Source organism: Christiangramia sediminis (genome assembly GCF_020552705.1).
GTDB lineage: Bacteria > Bacteroidota > Bacteroidia > Flavobacteriales > Flavobacteriaceae > Christiangramia > Christiangramia sediminis.
On sequence record NZ_JAJBZG010000001.1, the window covers coordinates 595,667 to 612,690 of the forward strand.

General features: G+C 37.9%; 13 protein-coding genes. 2 read left to right on the forward strand and 11 right to left on the reverse strand.

What is annotated here, in order from left to right:
• The first annotated feature begins 1 nt into the window (after window position 1).
• On the forward strand, window positions 2–418 hold the full coding sequence (locus LGQ90_RS02885) for a thiol-disulfide oxidoreductase DCC family protein (RefSeq protein WP_229337931.1): 417 nt from the start codon (window positions 2–4) through the stop codon (window positions 416–418).
• Here LGQ90_RS02885 and LGQ90_RS02890 read toward each other — a convergent pair.
• The 5 genes from LGQ90_RS02890 to LGQ90_RS02910 form a co-directional block, all read right to left on the reverse strand.
• Window positions 415–1,743 carry a dicarboxylate/amino acid:cation symporter gene (locus LGQ90_RS02890; protein ID WP_229337933.1) on the reverse strand — a complete coding sequence of 443 codons (1,329 nt, stop codon included), beginning with the start codon at window positions 1,741–1,743 and terminating at the stop codon, window positions 415–417. The two genes, LGQ90_RS02885 and LGQ90_RS02890, sit on opposite strands and share 4 nt — an antisense overlap.
• Before the next feature lie 18 nt (window positions 1,744–1,761).
• The gene (aroC, locus tag LGQ90_RS02895; protein WP_229337935.1) at window positions 1,762–2,826 is read right to left on the reverse strand and encodes a chorismate synthase; all 1,065 of its coding nucleotides are present in this window, start codon (window positions 2,824–2,826) and stop codon (window positions 1,762–1,764) included.
• 332 nt (window positions 2,827–3,158) lie between these two features.
• Entirely contained in the window at window positions 3,159–3,533 is a 375-nt protein-coding gene (locus LGQ90_RS02900) for a response regulator transcription factor (RefSeq protein WP_229337938.1), read from the reverse strand.
• A gap of 3 nt (window positions 3,534–3,536) precedes the next feature.
• A complete protein-coding gene (locus tag LGQ90_RS02905; protein WP_229337939.1) occupies window positions 3,537–5,498 on the reverse strand; it encodes an ATP-binding protein in 1,962 nt (653 codons plus the stop codon).
• A 108-nt stretch (window positions 5,499–5,606) separates the two neighbouring features.
• Window positions 5,607–8,534 carry an FAD-binding and (Fe-S)-binding domain-containing protein gene (locus LGQ90_RS02910; protein ID WP_229337941.1) on the reverse strand — a complete coding sequence of 976 codons (2,928 nt, stop codon included), beginning with the start codon at window positions 8,532–8,534 and terminating at the stop codon, window positions 5,607–5,609.
• A 133-nt stretch (window positions 8,535–8,667) separates the two neighbouring features.
• On the opposite strand from LGQ90_RS02910, the gene LGQ90_RS02915 reads away from it, so the two are divergent.
• The gene (locus tag LGQ90_RS02915) at window positions 8,668–9,174 is read left to right on the forward strand and encodes a hypothetical protein (RefSeq protein WP_229337943.1); all 507 of its coding nucleotides are present in this window, start codon (window positions 8,668–8,670) and stop codon (window positions 9,172–9,174) included.
• A gap of 59 nt (window positions 9,175–9,233) precedes the next feature.
• Here LGQ90_RS02915 and bshA read toward each other — a convergent pair whose 3' ends face one another.
• From bshA to LGQ90_RS02945, 6 genes are all read right to left on the reverse strand, one after another.
• Window positions 9,234–10,364, reverse strand: coding sequence for an N-acetyl-alpha-D-glucosaminyl L-malate synthase BshA (bshA, locus tag LGQ90_RS02920; protein ID WP_229337945.1), 1,131 nt, complete (start codon window positions 10,362–10,364; stop codon window positions 9,234–9,236).
• 3 nt (window positions 10,365–10,367) lie between these two features.
• Entirely contained in the window at window positions 10,368–13,295 is a 2,928-nt protein-coding gene (locus LGQ90_RS02925) for a serine hydrolase domain-containing protein (RefSeq protein WP_229337947.1), read from the reverse strand.
• Window positions 13,295–13,780, reverse strand: a complete 486-nt coding sequence (locus LGQ90_RS02930) for an ABC transporter ATPase (RefSeq protein WP_229337949.1) — start codon at window positions 13,778–13,780, stop codon at window positions 13,295–13,297. Before LGQ90_RS02930 ends, LGQ90_RS02925 begins: the two co-directional genes overlap by 1 nt.
• An 86-nt stretch (window positions 13,781–13,866) precedes the next feature.
• On the reverse strand, window positions 13,867–14,658 hold the full coding sequence (locus LGQ90_RS02935) for a (Fe-S)-binding protein (protein ID WP_229337951.1): 792 nt from the start codon (window positions 14,656–14,658) through the stop codon (window positions 13,867–13,869).
• A 35-nt stretch (window positions 14,659–14,693) separates the two neighbouring features.
• The gene (locus LGQ90_RS02940; protein ID WP_229337953.1) at window positions 14,694–16,034 is read right to left on the reverse strand and encodes a 4Fe-4S dicluster domain-containing protein; all 1,341 of its coding nucleotides are present in this window, start codon (window positions 16,032–16,034) and stop codon (window positions 14,694–14,696) included.
• Window positions 16,035–16,040: 6 nt separating this feature from the next.
• Window positions 16,041–16,994 (reverse strand): MlaD family protein, encoded by a 954-nt coding sequence (locus tag LGQ90_RS02945; protein WP_229337955.1) that lies wholly within the window; start codon window positions 16,992–16,994, stop codon window positions 16,041–16,043.
• Between the last annotated feature and the right edge of the window lie 30 nt (window positions 16,995–17,024).

Consider the following 17,024-nt stretch of genomic DNA (forward strand, 5'->3'; position numbering starts at 1 on the left):
TATGAGTAATATTCCTGAAAATAAAAAGATCGTACTCTTTGACGGGGTTTGTAATCTTTGTGATGGTGCCGTACAGCGTATTATCAAGCACGATAAGAAAGATGTCTTCAGATTTGCATCTTTACAAAGCGATATTGGGAAAAAACTTGTAAAAGAGAGAGGAATGGATCCTGAAGAATTGGATTCTATCATATTAATAGAACCGGGCGTGGCATATTACCGAAAGTCCACTGCAGCTCTGGAGATCTCAAGGGATCTTTCTGGCGGTTACTCGTTATTAAAGAATTTCTTGTTTATTCCTGAATCTCTTAGAGACGGTATCTATGATTTTATAGCAAATAATCGCTATAAATGGTTCGGGAAAAAGGAACAGTGTATGATCCCTACTCCCGAACTAAAAGCTAAATTCTTAGATTAAACCTTTTCTGAAACAGTTTCAGTTTCCGGGTGATATTCATCATCCCATTCTTTCACATTAGGAGGTCCCATCATATCTACAGATTTGGCCACCATAAGAGATACTGCCGCATCACCGGTAACATTCACCGTTGTTCTACACATATCTAAAGGTCTGTCCACGGCAAAGATCAGGGCGAGACCAGCTTCAGGAATTCCTGCCTGGGCAAGTACGATCACTAACATTACCATTCCTGCACCTGGAACTGCTGCAGAACCAATTGAGGCCAGTGTAGCGGTTGCGATAATTCCCAATTGAGCTCCGAGGGAAAGGTCCATCCCAAAAGCCTGTGCGATAAATACCGCAGCAACGGCCTGGTATAAACTGGTTCCATCCATATTAATAGTTGCTCCAATTGGCAACACAAAACTAGTTACCTCCCTGTTCACACCCATATGTTCTTCAACTCGTTCCATGGTTACAGGAAGTGTAGCAGCACTGGAACTGGTTGAAAATGCCAGTAATTGTGCCGGGGCAATTCCATTTATAAAGAATGAAGGTGTATTTTTTGTAAATATCCATACCAGTAAAACATACACACCAATCATTAGTGCCAAACCAATTAAAACCGTTAAAGCATACATAGCGAGGGCAGCAAAAAGATCGGCACTAGGGGATTCTACTACAAGGGCAGCTAATAATGCAAATACACCATAGGGTGCCGTAAGCATTATTAGGTCTATCATTTTCAGGATCACTTCATTAAAGCCGTCAAAGAAATCCTTTACGGGTTTAGCAGTTTTTTCAGGGATAAGGATCAAACCTATTCCGAAGAAAATAGCAAAGAATATCACCTGTAACATATTAGCATTATCACTGGCTGCACCAAAAATATTGCTGGGTACAAGATCTTCCAAGGCCTGTAACGGTCCAGCATCTTTTTGTTTTTGGGCATCCGAAATCCTTACCGATGCATCTCCCTCGTAACTTGCAATTAGATCGCTACGCGTTTCCTCCGAAATAGTACGTCCGGGTCCAATAAGATTCACCAGAAGAAGACCTATGGAAACCGCTATTACCGTAGTAACTATATAAGTGGCAATGGTACGGGTACCCATTTTTGAAAGCTTGGAGATATCTTTAAGATCTGAAATTCCTTTTATAAGAGAAGCCAGGATCAAAGGCACTGCGATCAATTTAAGGGCATTGATGAATATATTTCCGAAAGGTTTTATCCAATCACCAACAAAATCTGCTCCCCAACTAAAATTAGTCATGATTAGGGCAAATATCACCCCGGCCGCCATTCCTAATAAGATCTGCCAATGCAGTGCAAGTTTTTTCATTTTATAGTTTTCTGATTATTAGATTTTCGATGATTTATTCTGAAGATAAAAATCTGCAATAACTAGAGCTGCCATAGATTCTACAATAGGTACAGCCCTGGGTACCACACAGGGATCGTGTCTACCTTTTCCCTGCATTTCTACTTCTTCACCCTTGGAATTGATAGTTTGCTGTTTTTGCATTAAGGTAGCCACAGGTTTAAAGGCAACCTTAAAATAAATATCCATTCCGTTGGAAATACCACCCTGGATGCCTCCACTTAAATTAGTTTGGGTAGATCCATCTTTATTAAAATGGTCGTTGTGCTCGCTACCTCGCATTTTGGTTCCTTCAAAACCGCTTCCATATTCAAAACCTTTTACAGCGTTAATGGAAAGCATGGCTTTACCAAGTTCAGCATGTAATTTATCGAATACAGGCTCACCAAGACCTTTTGGAACATTTTTGATCACACATTGCACCGTTCCACCTACGGTATCGCCATCGGCTCTTATTTCCTTAATATAGGCTTCCATTTCCTTAGCCATTTCAGGATCTGGACAACGTACCGGATTTTTTTCTATTTCTGAAAAATCCAGTTCAGAATAATCCTTTTGCAATTCTATTTTTCCTACGGAAGAAACAAAAGCATTAAAACTAATATTCTGAAGCATTTGTTTGGCAATGCTCCCGGCCACCACCCTACAGGCAGTTTCTCTTGCAGAAGACCTTCCACCACCTCGATAGTCCCTTACGCCATACTTCTCATCATAGGTGTAATCGGCATGCGAAGGCCTGTACGTATCCTGGATATGAGAGTAATCTTTAGATTTTTGATTGGCATTCTTAATCACAAAACCAATAGGTGTTCCTGTAGACCTGCCTTCAAATATTCCTGAAAGAAATTCAACCGTATCCGGCTCATTTCGCTGGGTAACGATGGCTGACTGACCAGGTCTTCTCCGATTCAGATCATTTTGAACACTTTCCAGATCGATAGCAAGACCTGCAGGACATCCATCTATAACACCACCAATAGCTACACCATGTGATTCACCAAAAGTGGTTAACTTGAACATTTTACCAAAGGAATTTCCGGGCATCAGAAGGATTTTGAACAAATGTAATTTTTTAAGAACATATTTAAAAATGGAATCCTATTTAATGTTAACTAACAAATTCATTAAGATTTTAAATTAGAATAATCAAAGTCAGGGATTGTAGAAGCTTATATGCCTAATGTTCTTCCGTATGGATATGCTGAATAGAATCTTAAGAAAAAAACCATAGATAAAATTCAGAATGTTTGAAGAGAGAGAGATCTGAGATCACTTTAGTAGTAAAAAAAGAAAAGCCCGTTTATATAAACGAGCTTAAAATTTACAAATTACATCTCCACATTTAACACTAAATGAAATTATAGAGATCGTAAAATCTAGGAATTTGCGGAATGATTCTCCAGGATAGAATTTATCTTTTCAATAAGAGTTTCCATATCAAAAGGTTTGGAAATAAAATCTGCGGCTCCCGCAGATTTACAAATTTCACCCACATTATGAAGGGCAGACATCATAAGTATGGGAACATGTGAGACGGTCTCATCTTCTTTCATTTGAGCACATACGTCTGTCCCGTCAACTCCAGAGATAAGCTTATCCAGAAGGATTAGTTCAATATCGTTTTCAAGGATGTTTTCCCTGGTTTTTCTGGGTTGTTGAGAAACAGTTACCTCATGCCCGTTAAATTCAAGAATATCTCGCAACATAAAACCGATGGTTTGATCATCGTCAACAATTAAAATCTTTGCCATTATTTAATTATGATTTAAGGGTAATATAAAAGTAAATTCTGAACCTTTTCCAATATCACTTTTCACGAATATTTTACCGTGATGTCTTTGTATAATTTCATTAGAAAGGTATAGTCCAATACCAAAACCGGCATAGGTGTCATCTTTATTTCCAGCAACTCTATAAAATCTTTTGAAAATCTTTTCCTGTTCTTTTTTAGCTATTCCAATACCAAAATCCTTTACGCTAATTGCCACATTGTCTGGCTGCTCGTGATATACTTTTATCTGAACTTTGTTGCTCTCTGGTGAATATTTTAAGGCATTGGTAACAAAATTGATGATCACCTGCCCTATTCTATCCTTATCAGCATAGATATTGCATTCACATTGATGCTCTAATTCTATTTGAACATCTTTATTAGAATAGGTTATATCATCAATGATATTTTCTACCTGTTCATTAAGACTGAAATTTTCTTTTTTAAGTTGCAGTTCCTGTTGTTCGATCCTTGAAAGATCCAGCATTTCTGAAATTAATCTAATAAGTCTTTCCACCTGCGTTTCAATACGATTCAGGTAAGGTTTTATTACTAATTTTTTATCAGATTCAGAATTTTCCTTAGGGAGCATTGAAAGTAGTAACTGGACATATCCTTTAATAGAAGTTACAGGAGTTTTTAATTCATGGCTAACAAGTTTTAAAAAATCACCTTTACGCTGCTCTTCTTTCTTTATTTTATGAATTTGAGTACAGGAACTTATCCAGGATGTAATCTCATTATTTTCATCCCTTATAGCGGTGGCCCTGCAAATATGCCACTCATATCCGCCGTCTTTATTACGAAGTCTGATATCCTTGTCTAAATCGCCACCAGTAGCTAAACACCCGACTACAATTTTCTCTACTTCTTCCCTTTCATCGGGATGAATTTTAGCTGTCCAGGGTTCAGCTATGAAATCTTCTAAATTTTTACCTACATAGTCCAGCCAGTTCTGATTATAAAAAACAGCATTTCCCTCGGCATCTGCCAGGCTTATCTTATGAGGCATGAAATTTACCAGTTCTCGAAATTCAGCCTCGCTCCTTTTAATTTTTTGATTTAAAAGAGCTTCTTCGGTTACATCTGTAGCGATATCAGCTACTCCAACAATATTTCCCTTTTCGTCCCTCTGCGGCTGGTAAGTAAAATCAAAGAACTTATTTTCCAATTTTCCATCTATGACCAGATCAATGGGTAGCTGGCTGGCATAAAATGGCTCACCGGTTCTATAAACATTATCAAGCAATTCCGTAATTCCCTGATCTTTAACTTCGGGTAAAACTTCCAGGATGGTTTTTCCAAATACATCCTCCCCTTTTCCCCATAATTTGATCATAGAGTCATTGGCTTTTTCAATAACATGATCGGGGCCTTTAAAAATGGCAAAAGCAATGGTGGAAGAAGAAATTAATTCATGATAAAGTTGCTCATTTTTCTTCAATTCAGCCTCAGCATGCTTTCTCTTAGTAATATCCTCAAAAGATAAGAGTATATATTTTTCATCTGATCTAAACAACTTAATTTCCTTTGCATTAAGTATGATATAGCGTACCTGAGAATCCTTAGAGTCTATGCTGATCTCAAAATTGCTCATGCTAGATTTAGAAGGTAGTATGGTCTCTAAAATATTTCGCAACTGTGGAATATCCCAAAGCCCCTCTTCTAATTCATAGACAGGCCTTCCCTTGGTTTTCTCTTCATTGGAACCAAAAGTTTTATGATACATTTTATTGGCAAAAACCACGTGAAGATCCTCCTTCAAAACCAATAAAGGGTGATGAATGTTATCTATAACAGAATCTTTTAGATCCTCGCTACTACCTGGTAAATATTTATTGTTTTGGGATTGAAGAATTGAATTCTTTTTTTCCAATTTTTCAATATATTCTCTGGCAATTTTAAGCTCGTTTTTAAGTTCTTCAGTATTCAAGTCCTCCTCCATTCCAAACTGTAGATTCTCTCAATATTTTTGAAATTATTGTGAGGCTAAATTTAGCGTTTTGAAAATGCGATTATAAATTTTTAAGGATTATTAACAAAACTTTGGATTTTAGGCTTTCAGAAGTGCATTCCGTAGAATACTAACGGGATGTTGGGCAAGTCTTCCAGTACCATCTTTTATTTGATGGCGGCAACTGGTTCCATTAGCTGAAATGATCACTGAAGCATGTGCTTTTCTTATTGCCGGAAACAATGAATTCTCCCCAATTCTCATACTTATTTCGTAATGTTCTTTTTCATATCCAAAAGAACCTGCCATTCCACAGCAGCCGGAAGGGATTATAGTAACCTTATAGTTTTCCGGAAGATTTAATATATCGAAGGTTTTAGAAACATTTGATAATGCTTTTTGATGACAGTGGCCGTGAATCTTAACTGTAGCCTTCTTTTTTGAAAATTGTTTTGAAGTTATATTTCCTAGAGAAATTTCCTGCTTTAAGAATTCTTCAATAATAAAGCAATTTTTTGCCAGTTTTTTTGCGGCTTCTTGGTCATCTGCCAGTCTTAAATATTCATCTCTAAAACTCAAAATTGCTGAAGGTTCTATTCCAATTAACGGAATCTCATCAGAGATAAAATCTTTGAAAATACTTACATTCTTATTGGCCAGCTCTTTTGCTTTAGAAAGAAAACCTTTAGATATCTGACTTCTTCCACTCTCAGGATGGTCTATTATAAGTACTTTATAACGGAGTTTAGCCAGTAAATTCAATGCATCTTTTCCAACCTGCACATCCAGATAGTTGGTGAATTCATCGTTAAACAGGTACACGGTCTTAACCGGATCCTCAAGATGAAATTTCGTTATATTCTTAAGGTAATAATCTTTCAGTGTTTGTTTACCAACCACCGGCAACTCCCTTTCTTTGGCGACCCCCAGAACTTTTTTAGCAATGCCAGAGGTGAAATTATTGGTCATTACAAAGCGTGAGAATTTCGGAAATTTTGAGGCTCTCTCATTCTGCTGCGTAATATTGGCAAAGGCTTTGTCTCTAAAACTCGGTTTGTTAGCTTTATGATACTGATGCTGAAATTCAGCTTTTAAGGCAGCCATGTCTACATTAGACGGACATTCACTCTTACAGCCTTTACAACTTATACAAAGGTCCAGTACCTCTTTTAATTCAGGATGGTCAAAGCGGTTTGGTTTATCAGAATTTGTAAGGAATTCCCGCAGCGCGTTTGCTCTGGCCCTGGTAGTATCTTTTTCATCTTTGGTAGCGCGATAACTGGGACACATCGTACCACCTGCCTCTACAGATTTCCTGCAATCACCACTTCCATTACATTTTTCAGCCAGCCTTAAAACACCATCGGCATCTGAAAAATCCATGATCGTTTCTATTTCCGGTTCTTTTCTATCCGGAGTATAACGCAGGGAAACATCCATCGCCGGAGCATCTACTATTTTCCCGGGGTTAAATATATTATGAGGATCAAAAGCATATTTTACTTCTTTCAGTAGATCATATACTTTTTTACCAAACATCAATTCAATAAACTCTGCCCTTACCCGGCCGTCACCATGTTCACCACTTAAAGAACCATTATACTTTTTAACCAATTCGGCTACATCCCGGGTAATACTTCTGAAAAGTTTTACATCTTCAGTTTTCTTTAAATTAAGAATGGGTCTTAAATGGATCTCCCCGGCCCCCGCATGAGCATAATATACTGCCTGCTGGTCATAGGATTTCATGACCTTGCTGAAATCTGAAATATAATCTGCCAGCACCGGTAAAGCCACGGCTGTATCTTCTATACAGGCAACTGCCTTTTTATCTCCTTTTAGATTTCCCAGTAATCCAAGCCCAGCCTTCCTAAGCTCCAGGGCGAGATCTATTTGTTCATCATAGAGAACTGGAAATGCATATCCCAGATCAGAATCTTCTAAAGCCTGAAGTAGTGCTTTAACCTGTTTTTGCAACTCAACTTCAGAATCTGAACGTAATTCCAGCATTAAGATACCCTGAGGATCTCCTTCAATAAAAAATCTATTATCACGATATTTTAAACTTTCCTTGGTACAGTCCAGGATCACTTTATCCATCATTTCGCAAGTGTAAAGCGAATGCTTCATAGCAGGCACCACAGCCTGCATACAGGCATCAACACTGGAATAATGTGCAGCGACCATTGCGGTTTGTTTAGGCGGAAGATCGTCCAGCTGTAAGGTGATTTCGGTTATAAAAGCAAGGGTACCTTCACTCCCTGCTATAAGTTTAGAAAAATTAAAAGGATCTTTATTTAAACCGAATATTTCTGTACTTAATAATTCATCGATCGCATAACCTGTATTTCTCCTGTGAAGTTCTTTGGGTGGATAATTCTTCAGAATTTCCTCCTGATTAGTTTTATCATTTAATCTATCATCCAGCAACCGATAAATATCTCCCTCCAGATTTTGAAGTTTTAATTTTTGCCGGTATTCCGTTAATGAAAGATCCTTGAATTCTGCCTTGCTGCCGTCGCTTAATAATACTTTCAGCGAGATAAGTTTATCCCTGGTGGTACCATATTTTATAGAAGTTGTACCACTGGAATTATTTCCAACCATCCCTCCTATCATACAACGATTGGAAGTAGAGGTGTTCGGACCAAAGAACAGCCCATGTTTTTCCAGTTTTCGGTTTAGATCATCTCTTATCACCCCGGGCTGAACGGTAACTTTTTTATGTTTTGGGTCTATTTTAATAATATCAGTGAAATGCTTTGAAACATCTACTACAATTCCATCTCCTGTACATTGCCCGGCGAGGGAAGTCCCGGCAGTTCTTGGGATCAGGGAAGTTTTATGATCCCTGGCAAAAGCTATTAACTTTAAAAGATCTTCTTCATGCTGCGGAAAGCTTACCGCTAAAGGAATTTCACGATATACCGAAGCATCTGTGGCGTAAATACCTTTCCATAAATCATCCAAATATAACTTTCCAGATAGCTGATTGGAAAGATTTTCTAAAGCCTTCTTCAATTCCATACTCAAATTTAGAAGTTTTCTCTCATCTTGCTTAACAGTTTTTTAATTAATATTAACAATACATTTGCTCGCCTATGCGTTGTGGTATTAGTATTCAATATAAATTTGTCCTTATCTAACAAAACAATCAAACATGAAAAAATTAGTTCTACTCGCAGCTTTAACATTTGGAGCTGTTTTTTTTACTGATGTGAAAGCACAGGAAATTTCGGATAATGCTATTGGTCTAAGAATTGGTGATGGTGGCGGTTTTGGGGCTGAAGTTTCGTATCAGAGGGCATTGGGTGATAATAACAGATTAGAATTAGATCTGGGATGGAGAGACAGTAAGGATTATGATGCTGTAAAATTAGTAGGTCTTTACCAATGGGTCTGGAACATTGAAGGTGGATTTAACTGGTACGTAGGTGTTGGTGGCGGTATAGGAAGTTATGATGACAAATATTACAGAGACTTAGATGATGATGATGTAAACGATGGTTTATTCGCATTATTAGCAGGTGATATTGGAATCGAATATAATTTTGACTTCCCTCTATTACTATCTTTAGATTTTAGACCAGAAATAGGATTTTCCAGCTATGATAGAGGAGATGATCTAACTCCAGATATTGCACTGGGAATAAGATATCAATTTTAGATTTTCTTTAATAGGTTTAAGGAAAGGAAAAGGTGGAGATTAATTTCTCCACTTTTTTTTTATGCCTTCACCAGTGCTTTCTCATATAGATCTTCATACATGGGAACGATCTCATTGATATCAAATCTCTCTGCAGCTTCCCTTGCCTGCCTTTTGAATTTGACTAAAACCTCCTGATCTTCCAGTATAGAAATCGCGCTTTTTGACATAGCTTCTACATCCCCTACATCATGAAGATAACCAGAGAATTTATCTATATTAACTTCAGGCAAACCTCCTGTATTAGAAGATATTACAGGAACTGAGTGAACCATAGCTTCAAGGGCAGCCAATCCAAAACTTTCCGTTTCTGAAGGCAGTAAAAACAGATCTGAAAAACATAAGATCTTATCTATCTCGTTACTCTGTCCCAGGAAAAGAACGCGGTCTCTAATATCTAATTCCCGTACCAGTTTTTCAGCACTTTCTCTTTCCGGCCCTTCACCAACCATCATCAATCTGGCTTTTACTTTTTTCTGAATTTCGAAAAATATATTTACCACATCTTCTACACGTTTTACCTTTCTAAAGTTACTAACATGGGTAATGATCTTTTCATCATCATGAGCCATTAATTCCCGCTGGCAGTCGGTAAATGTCTTTTGCTGAAATTTCGAAACATCAATAAAGTTAGGGATCACTTCTATTTCCTTTCTTACCTCAAAGAACTTTAAGGTATCTTCTTTCAGGCTTTTGGATACAGAAGTGACAATATCACTATTGTTGATACTAAAGGTCACTGCCGGTTTATAAAATGGGTGATTGCCCACCAGAGTAATATCGGTTCCGTGCAGGGTAGTAACCATAGGGATGCTTATTCCTTCTTCTTCCAGCATCTTTTTAGCCATATACCCCGCATAAGCGTGAGGTATGGCATAATGTACGTGAAGTAGCTCAATACCGTAATTTTTGACCACATTTACCAGCTTACTGCTTAAGGCAAGCTCATAAGGCTGATAATGAAAAAGTGGATACTCAGGCACATTTACCTCATGGAATCTAATATGGCTGGAAATGGTTTCCAGTCTCACCGGTTGTTTGTAAGTTACAAAATGAACTTCATGACCTCTTTTAGATAGCGCCAGGCCCAATTCAGTAGCTACAACTCCACTACCACCAAAGGTAGGATAACAAACAATGGCAATTTTCATCGGTTAAAAATCTATAGATTCGTAAATCACTTTCTGGATCTCAGACCTTATATCTTCACGAATAAGCTTCCTGTTATTGGAGTCGGGATAAGTTCTGTTAGACAAAAATACATAAACAATTTCTTCCTCAGGATCTGCCCAGGCAAAGGTGCCGGTAAATCCACTATGTCCAAAACTCATCATCGAAACACAATTACAGGTTGGTCCCACATCCTTGAGTTGTGGTTTGTCGAATCCTACCCCTCGCCTTACATCATCTTCACAATAATAGCAGGTATTATATTTTTCAATGGTCTCTTTGTTAAGAAACTTATCTCCTCCATAAGAACCACCATTCAGGTAAGTCTGCATAATTTTAGCTACGTCATTTGCGGTACTAAAAAGCCCGGCATGCCCACCAATTCCGCCTTGCATAGCTGCACCCTGGTCATGAACATAACCTCTCACTACCTGTTTTCTCCATAATTGATCATTTTCGGTTGGTGCAATTTGCAGGCTATCAAACCTTGTTCTGGGTAAATAACCCGTATAATTAGCTCCCAGTTTTTTGTAGATATGTTCCTGAGTAATATTCTGCAGCGAAGTGTCATAATAAGCTTCCAGGTAATATTTCAGAATATAGAATGGGAGATCACTGTATTTATAATTTAAACTTCTTTCCAGATCGCTATCCCTGATCGTATTTAATATAGTATCACCAATATCTCTTCTGATATACATTTTATCTGCCACCTGAGTATTAAAAACTTCTGAAGGAACATCACTATAATACAAATCAGAAAGTTGTTTAGTCCTGGGGTCTAAAGTAGATATATAGAAAGGAATCCAGGCCTGTAATTTTGCGTAATGCATCAACATATCCTGCAACCTGATGTTCTTTTTATTTGAATTCTTAAAAGAGGGAATCAATTCACCTAATTTAGTATCAAAATTGAGTACCTCCTTTTCATCCAGTTCCATCACCAAAGGAAGTGTAGCCAGTATCTTGGTTAAAGAAGCCAGATCATATACCGTGGTATCGCTTACCGGAAAGTCTTTTTCGTAAGTTTGAAAGCCGAAATTCTTTTCGTAAATGACCTTCCCTTTCCTGGCTATAAGGATCTGGGCTCCGGGAGTCATTTCTTTATTGATCGCAAAATTGATAATGCTATCAATTTTCTTAAGTTTTGACGAGTTCATCCCGACACTTTCCGGGGTTCCGTAAGACAGCCTTTTTATATTATTGGTATTGAATCCGGTACCTACAGGAAATTCATCTTTTATACTTACCGGAAGTCTCCCTTTAGCATCTAAAGCTCCAAATAACACCTGAGCCGCTTTTCTTTGTGCAACAGGATGATTTTGATAACCCACAATAATCCCTTCCAGATTGGCAAAACTTTTTACATCAATTAGCGCGTAAGGCCTTGTAAATAATGAAAGAACTGTTTTATTCTTCCTGGCTATCTCATGCAGCCAAACGAGTTCTTTATCTGAAAATTTGTAAGATGCCCAGGGACTACTATTAGATTTATGAAAGCCAATAACCACATAATTATACTCCTCGAGCTTTTCAAGTAACTCAGGTAATTTGGCAGCCTTTACCCAGTCAACTTCCGCATATTTTTTCATCTGGTTCAAAAACGAACTACCATCATCGTCTCCAAAATTCACATAGGCTATTCTTTGTTTTTCCAGATTTTTAACCGGGACCACTGCTTTATTATTTTTCACCAGAGTAATCGCATTTTCATACAGCTTCTCTAATAAGGCCTCATCCCGGGAGGTATAAAGTTCCTCGATAAGGAAATTTGTGTTAATGGGTTGAAATTTATGTAAACCAGCCTTGTATTTGGCATATAAAATTTTCTTTACAGAAAGCTCCAGTCTTTTTTCAGAAACCAAACCTGAATTCACCGCCTCTATAATACTGGCAGCAGCTTTGCCGATATCTTCGCTCATCAGCAACACATCATTTCCAGCCATAAATGCATCCAAATCTACTTCCCCGGGTTCTTTATCTTTTGCAACACCTTTCATATCCAGGGCATCTGTAAATATAAGACCGTTAAACCCCATATTTTTTTTCAGAATATCAGATATGATCGTTTCAGAAAGAGATGCGGGTTTGCCATCCTGAGCTTCTAAAGCCGGGACATTTAAATGAGCAACCATGACGCTACTAAGGCCGTTTGGGATAAGTTCCTTATATGGGTAAAGTTCAACGTCATCAATTCTTTCAGCAGAAAAGTTAACGGTAGGCAACGTTTTATGTGAATCAGAGTCTGTATCTCCATGCCCAGGGAAATGTTTAGCACTGCTAAGCACACCTTCACGGTGCATTCCATTCATAAACGCCATTGCTTTTTCAGTAACATTTATCTTATCTTCACCGAAAGAACGGTTACCGATAATTGGATTTTCAGGATTGGTATTAATATCAACCACCGGGGCAAAATTGAAATGCACTCCCAGTCTTCTGGTGTGCTTTGAAATCGCCGCACCAGCCTGCTCAATCAATGTATTATTCTGAATTGCGCCAAGGGTCATATTCCAGGGCAGGGCAAACGTACTGTCAAGCCTCATGGCTAAACCCCATTCTGCATCCATCCCAACCAGCAAGGGAACTTTAGACATTTCCTGAAATTCATTGGTAAGCTGAGCCTGTTTTACCGGACCACCTTTTGAAAAAATAAGTCCGCCAATATGGTTTTCCTGAATCTGTTTTCTAATACTATCGGCTTCATTCTCATTTTTAGACCAGATACTGGCCATGAATAACTGCCCCACTTTCTCCTTCAGATTCATAGAATCATAAACACTGTCTACCCATTTCTTTTGCTGGGGATAATCTTCAGCAAACAATGGACTTTTAGTTTGTGCAATTCCCTGGAAGGAAATAAATAAGAAAAAAATACATGCGTAAAACCCTGGGGCGTGATTCAACTTCATTAATTCAGAAAACGTTTATGCCAACTTTCGGATGCTGGAACTTCCCAGTCTGAAAGATATTCAGCTTTATTATTTACAAGGTTATTAAAAACAATAGTATTGGGAGAGACCGCTTTTTCCTTAGCCATTTTCCTGAAATCGGCAAGACTTTTATAGGCGACAAATTCTCCCTGTTTATAAGAAACATTCATCTTGTCTAAAAGATCAACGTTATATTCTCTTTCTAATTGTTGAATAAACTGTACGGAAGCATCTATAGAGCATCCCGAAGCGGCATTTAATTGCTGATCCAGGGCGATCGTAATAAAACGCCTGTATTTTATCTCATAAGAAGCTTTAAGGTTGGCACCATGAGCGGTCCACTTCTCTATGAATACATCCAGTTTATTTGAAATTTGCTGAAGTTCTTCTTCTGTAAAAGACCTGTTCGCCTGATAAATCCAGACTCTGGAACTATCGGGAAGGCTTTCAAAGGCTACTAACATAAGGGCTAAAATTGAATTGTTACAAATCTAATTTATTTACCCGTTAGGTCAAATATAGTACCGTGATTTAACTTTTGAATTATTATTTAAAGATCATCGGCGTTGGCGATCATTTCAGCCACGTCCATAACTGCCACGCTGTCCTCTTTTTCCTTATTCTTAACACCGTCTGTCATCATGGTATTACAGAAAGGGCAACCAGCAGCAATGATCTCGGGTTGGGTTTCTAAAGCCTGTTCGGTTCTTTCAATATTCACATCTTTATTGCCAGGTTCCGGCTCTTTGAACATCTGTCCTCCACCAGCACCGCAACAAAGACCATCTTTTTTGCATTTGCGCATTTCTACAAGCTCTACCTCAAGTTTTCTTAACAAATCTCTTGGCGCTTCGTATTCATTATTTGCACGACCTAGATAGCATGGATCGTGGAAAGTGATCTTTTTTCCCTTAAATTTTCCTCCTTCAACCTTCAACCGACCTTCATTAAGAAGGGCTTTCAGGAACTGCGTATGATGCATCACATCATAATTTCCACCAAGGGCGGGATATTCATTTTTAAGCGTATTAAAACAATGTGGACAAGCGGTAACAACATTTTTAATTTCATACCCATTAAGAACCTCGATATTCGTCGCTGCCTGCATTTGGAAAAGAAATTCATTTCCAGCTCTTTTCGCAGGATCTCCGGTACAGCTTTCTTCAGTTCCCAAAACCGCGAAATCTACTCCAGCCTGATGTAATAATTTTACGAAAGCTTTGGTGATCTTCTTGGCACGGTCATCAAAACTTCCGGCGCAACCAACCCAGAACAATACTTCCGGTTTTTTACCTTCTGCCATATATTCGGCCATTGTAGGAACCTTTAGTGCTTCTGCCATATTGTTGATCTTTATCTTATTCTTAAATTCTTAATTTATTTTTCTTTAGCCCAATTCAAACGATCCATCTGGTTGTAAGGCCATGGTGCTCCGTTATTTTCAATATTGGTCATTGCAATGGCCAACTCATTTGGAGCGGCACTTTCTTCCATCACTAAATATCTTCTCATATCTAAAATAATGGAAAGCGGATCTATACCTATAGGGCAAGCTTCTACACAAGCATTACAGGTTGTACAAGCCCACAGTTCTTCTCTTAAAATATAATCGTCCAGTAATTTCTTGCCGTCGTCTTCAAACTTTCCATTTTTATTAATGATCTCGCCAACCTCTTCTACCCGGTCACGAGTATCCATCATAATCTTTCTGGGAGATAATTTTTTTCCTGTTTGATTGGCCGGACACTCTGAAGTACATCGTCCACATTCTGTACAGGTATAAGCATTTAATAATTGAACCTGGTTTAGGTCAAATATGTCTGAAGCACCAAATTTTTCAGGTTCTCCTTCGTCTTCACCCTCAGCAGGCGCAGCAAAAGGATCTGCATTTGGATCCATCATAAGCTCAACCTCTTTTCTTACCGATTCCAGATTATCCATCTTTCCCTGTACGGTTAATTTAGATAAGTATACGTTTGGAAAAGCCAGAAGAATATGGAGGTGTTTTGAATAGTATAAATAGTTGAGGAAAAACAATATCCCTAAGATATGTAACCACCAGGCAGTTCTTTCAATAATAATTAAGCTTGCATTGCTTAAACCATCAAGTAATGGTAACAAATACTGGCTTACTGGAAAGCTACCCATTATGCCTGCTTCTGATGCATAATGATCTGCCCCGTTCATCTGCAATTGATAGTCGGCTGCATTCATGGTTAGAAACAGTATCATTAAAACCATTTCAAAATAAAGAATATAATTGGCATCATTTTTTGGCCAGCCTTTTAACTCTCTACTTAAAAATCTTCGTATATGGTTTACATTACGTCTAATCCAGAAAATTACCACTCCCACAAATACCAGTAAAGCGAGTATTTCAAAACTTGCAATAAGTATATCATAAAAGCCTCCCATAAAAGAGAAGATCCGGTGAGTACCGAAAATTCCATCTATAATGATCTCCAGAACTTCAATGTTGATGATGATGAACCCAACATACACAATAATGTGAAGAAAACCTGCAATTGGTCTTTTGACCATCTTGCTTTGACCAATGGCTACTTTGGCCATTTTGGCGAATCGTTGCCCGGAATTATCTGAACGATCTACTTCTTTTCCAAGTTTTACGTTTCGAATAACTCGTCTGATATTCATGGCGAAAAAGCCAATTCCTGCCACAAGGGCAATTACAAAAAGGATCTGCGCAACAATTTGCATGGTTGGTTATTTTAAAGAGTCTTTAGGTTCTTCGTATTCTCCGGATTTTTTACCAAAAACAGAAAAATGAACATATCTCTTTGGGTTGAGTTTAATATCCTGTAACAACTCCTCAAGTTGTTTAGTAGCTCTATCCAGGTTGTTATAAACTGCATCATCATTTATCAGCTTCCCAGCAGTTCCTTCTTTGCTATTTAATTTGTTGGAAATACCTTCAAAATCTGCGATCACTTTTTCAAGGTCTCCCGTGATTTTATTGATATTCATATTAGATAGTGTATCTGAAAACTTATTGAAATTAGAAGACATTTCATCAAGATTGGTGAAAGTTCTATCAAGTTTTTCAGAATTTCCTTTTACGATACCCTGAAGCTCATCAGCGGTAACTTTAAAGGAAGAAACCGTAGCATCCAGGTTTCTAAAAGTTCCTCTTATATTATTTCGTGTAGAATCATCAAGTATCTCTGTAATGGCTGTAAGCATAGAATCTGCACTTACAATAGTACCTTCAAGTTTATTCTGAAGTGGGGTTAGCCTGTCATTTACAAGCTCCATAATACCTTCTTCCTTATCTCCTTTAAGTGTATCTCCACTTTTTGCAATTCCCATCTTTGCATCATATTTAGGAACTATGGCTAAGGACTTACCCCCTATAATACTACCTCCATAAATTTGCGCCTCACTATTCTTAGAGAATTTGAAGTCATTTTTTACGGTAAAGGTTACAAGAAGATCTCCAGAATCATTTAAAAAATCGATCCCGGTGATCTGACCGACTTTAAGGCCATTGATGGTTACTTCTGAAGAGGGGGATAAACCTTCAACATCACTATATACTGCATAGAAGGTTCTACTGTTATCAAGAAGATTTTCTCCCTTTAAAAAACTATATCCAAAAATAAGGATAACTATAGCAGTGATAGCTAATAAGGCAGTTTTGACCTCTCTGGAATATTTCAAAAGCAATTTTTTTAGTGAATACGCACAAAT